Here is a 3,209-nt window from a genome sequence, read left to right on the forward strand (position 1 = left end):
AATGATGCTGCCGTGAAACTGGCGGCGGCGCTGGTTGCCAAAGGGATCACGCCGCTGCGCGTGTTGTTCGCTGACGGGGTTAATCTGATGAGCGGGCGTTCACGCAACAGCTATTCCCGTATGGCCGCCGTTGAGCTGGGGCTAACCGAAGGTGACATCCGGCGGGCGCTGGGGCAGGTGTTACTGGCGGTTGAGCAGTGGCTACAGCAGGCGAAAAACCCGGCAGCCGTAGCGCCTGAGTTGAATGGATCCGAACGGGAGGAGGCGCGGGCGTTGTTGCAGGATCCGCAACTGGTCAGCCGTATTACCGCTGATTTAGCCGCCTGTGGCGTGGTCGGTGAATCAACCAATCTGTTGGCGGGGTATCTGGCGGCAGTGAGCCGAAAGTTACCCAGACCCTTAGCCGTCCTGATCCAAAGCAGCAGCGCCGCCGGAAAATCCTCATTGATGGAGGCCGTACTGAACCTGATGCCGGAAGAAGAGCGTACCCAGTACAGCGCCATGACCGGGCAAAGTCTGTTCTATCTGGGCGAAACCCATCTCCAGCACAAGATTTTAGCGATAGCGGAAGAAGAAGGGGTACGGCAGGCCGCCTATGCGCTCAAGCTGTTGCAGTCAGACGGCGAGCTGACCATGGCGAGCACGGGCAAGGATGAAGCGACCGGAAACCTCGTTACCAAAAGCTACACCGTCAAAGGCCCGGTGATGCTGATGTTAACGACGACCGCTATCGATGTGGACGAAGAACTGCTCAATCGCTGTCTGGTGCTGACGGTGAATGAATCCCGCGAACAGACCGAAGCCATCCATGCGTTGCAACGGCAGAAGCAGACGCTGGCAGGCTTGCTGGCTGAGAACGAGCGCGACTATCTGACACAGCTTCACCAGAACGCCCAGCGGCTGCTGAAACCCTTGAATGTGGTCAATCCGTATGCGTCGCAACTGACGTTCATGAGCGACAAAACCCGTACCCGCCGCGACCATATGAAATACCTGACGCTCATTCAGAGCATCGCCCTGTTGCATCAGTACCAGCGGGACATCAAAACGGCAGCGCACCGGGGGAAGACACTGGAATATATCGAAGTGACGAAAGATGATATCCGGCTGGCGAATCAGCTCGCCCATGAAATCTTAGGCCGGACATTGGACGAGATGCCACCGCAGACACGCAAGCTGTTATTACTGATCCAGCAGATGGCGCACGGGATGGCATCGGACAGGCAGCAAACGCTGCGAGAAGTGCGTTTTACCCGGCGGGATATCCGGGCTTACACAAACTGGAGCGACAGCCAGCTTAAGCTGCATTGCCAGCGCTTAAGTGACATGGAGTACCTGCTTGTTCACGGCGGCAGTCGCGGGCATCTGTTGCAATACGAACTGCTCTGGGATGGCGAGGGCGACAGTGCCCACTTAAGCGGCCTGATCGTGCCGGTATGATCCGCGCAAGTCTGGGCGGAACAGAAGCAAGTCTATGCCAGGTCTGCCCCAAGTCTGGGCTAAGTCTGGGTAAGCAAAATAGCCATAACGCCACAGCCAGACAGGGTTAAGCACTCGCAAGTCTGATAAAACGAAAAATCACTGTTCCGGCAACACAATAAAAACTTCCCGTCATACCGTACTGCCGGATAGCTTCCATCACAAAAAGGACAATCCGCATGATAACTTCACACGACAACACCCTGATCACACTGCGCCAACAGCTCGAAGCGTGGTTCGACACGCTGCTGGCACAAGGCCGGGCTGACCGCACGCGGGAAACATACCGTAGCTACCTGCTACCCTTTATCGACTGGTGCGAACAGCGCACGGTTCGTTACCCCGCACAGGTCACACTGGTGTTACTGGAAAGCTGGCAGCGGTATCTGCGGGCTTACCGTAAAGCCGATGGTCAGCCTTACGGCAATAACGGTCAGCGGGAACGGCTGATCGCCCTGCGGCTGTGGTTCCGCTGGTTACTGCAACGCCATCACATCCTCTACAACCCGGCCGAGCAGATGGTGTTGCCGAAAGAAGAAAAGCGGCTGCCTGCGCAGATCCTGAGTGAACGGGAAACCACGCAGGTGCTGGAGAGCCTTGACGATCAGAGTGTGCTGGGGTTCCGCAACCGGGTGATGCTGGAAATCCTCTGGAGCAGCGGCATCCGGCGCATGGAGCTGCGCCAGCTCCAGCGGGGCGACATCGACTTCGAACGTGGTGCGGTCGTGGTGAATCAGGGCAAAGGGAATAAAGATCGGGTTGTGCCTGTCGGTGAGCGGGCGCTGGGCTGGCTGAAACGCTATCTGGTCAACGTCAGGCCACAACTGGCCGCGCACTATGACAGCGGTTATCTGTTTATCTCGCAAAAGGGCAGGCCGCTGAGTCTGGGACACCTGACGCAAATCGCAGGCAAAGCCATCCGGCAGCGGGCACATCTGGACAAGCCGGGGGCGTGTCACCTGTTCCGCCATTCAATGGCCACGCAGATGCTGGATAACGGTGCCGATATCCGCCATATCCAGGCGATGCTGGGGCATGAAAAGCTGAATACAACACAAATCTATACCAAAGTGGCGATCAAACAGCTCAAGCAGGTACACAGCCGAACCCATCCGGCAGAGCGAGACTCTCAGGCCTTGCCGGATGCAGACAGCCAGACCGGACGCTCAGAGAACGGTTCAGACTGTGCCAGCGGAGAGCCAGACGCCAAACGGATACCACAACGCACCGGACAGCCTGAGTGTCCCCGTTGAGTTCGCTGGGATCGGCGCGGGGGCAGACCGTGGCCGGACTGCCCGTTGGCCTCAGTGCTCGCGGGGGTACGTGGGCAATGGTCGGCCTGAACAATGCCGCCCCCGTTCAGTCAGTGCAGGCCGTCCAAAGCCCACTCAACATAATGTCGGGGAATTATGCGAAACTCGCCGTTCAGCCACGTAGTCCCCCCCTGCGCCGGAGAGCGGCTCGCATCGCATAATACACATTATGTCTTGCGCCCCCGCTTATCGGCATCGCAAGGTGCACCGCACAAGGCTACGCCTTCTGCTGTCAGCTTATGAGCCAGTCCTCAGCAAAAACCCGTGTTCTTCTTTAGCTGCCTTGCGTTGTTCCGGCAAACTTCCCTGCAGGCAGGTCGGCCTGCGGCCTCCGCGTTTACCTCCCCCGCCCCAACCCCGCAGCGACTTACTGCGCCCGGCTCGCAGTCGCTGCGCTCCTCGCTCGTTACCGTGCTC

At 58.5% G+C, this 3,209-nt stretch carries 3 protein-coding genes and 1 pseudogene; 3 read left to right on the top strand and 1 reads right to left on the bottom strand.

Translation table 11 applies throughout. The features are described from left to right. The 3 genes and pseudogenes from AAY47_RS13350 to AAY47_RS13360 all read left to right on the top strand — a co-directional run. Positions 1-1,440 (top strand): annotated as a pseudogene (locus AAY47_RS13350) (DNA primase); the annotation flags it as partial. A 218-nt stretch (positions 1,441-1,658) separates the two neighbouring features. Beyond that, positions 1,659-2,732, top strand: a complete 1,074-nt coding sequence (gene xerC / locus AAY47_RS13355) for a site-specific tyrosine recombinase XerC (protein WP_047770641.1) — start codon at positions 1,659-1,661, stop codon at positions 2,730-2,732. Further along, the gene (locus AAY47_RS13360) at positions 2,720-2,953 is read left to right on the top strand and encodes a hypothetical protein (RefSeq protein ID WP_152669813.1); all 234 of its coding nucleotides are present in this window, start codon (positions 2,720-2,722) and stop codon (positions 2,951-2,953) included. Before xerC ends, AAY47_RS13360 begins: the two co-directional genes overlap by 13 nt. Before the next feature lie 76 nt (positions 2,954-3,029). On the opposite strand, the gene AAY47_RS22010 is transcribed toward AAY47_RS13360, so the two are convergent. Continuing rightward, a partial coding sequence (locus AAY47_RS22010; RefSeq protein ID WP_160300203.1) for a hypothetical protein occupies positions 3,030-3,209 on the bottom strand: 180 nt, incomplete at its 5' end.

The sequence above is a fragment of the Xenorhabdus griffiniae genome (assembly GCF_001028135.1).
GTDB classification, from domain to species: Bacteria; Pseudomonadota; Gammaproteobacteria; order Enterobacterales; family Enterobacteriaceae; genus Xenorhabdus; species Xenorhabdus bakwenae.

Excerpts from the sequence above, each read along its gene's own strand:
- xerC (WP_047770641.1), top strand. The coding sequence starts at position 1,659 with ATGATAACTTCACACGACAACACCCTGATCACACTGCGCCAACAGCTC.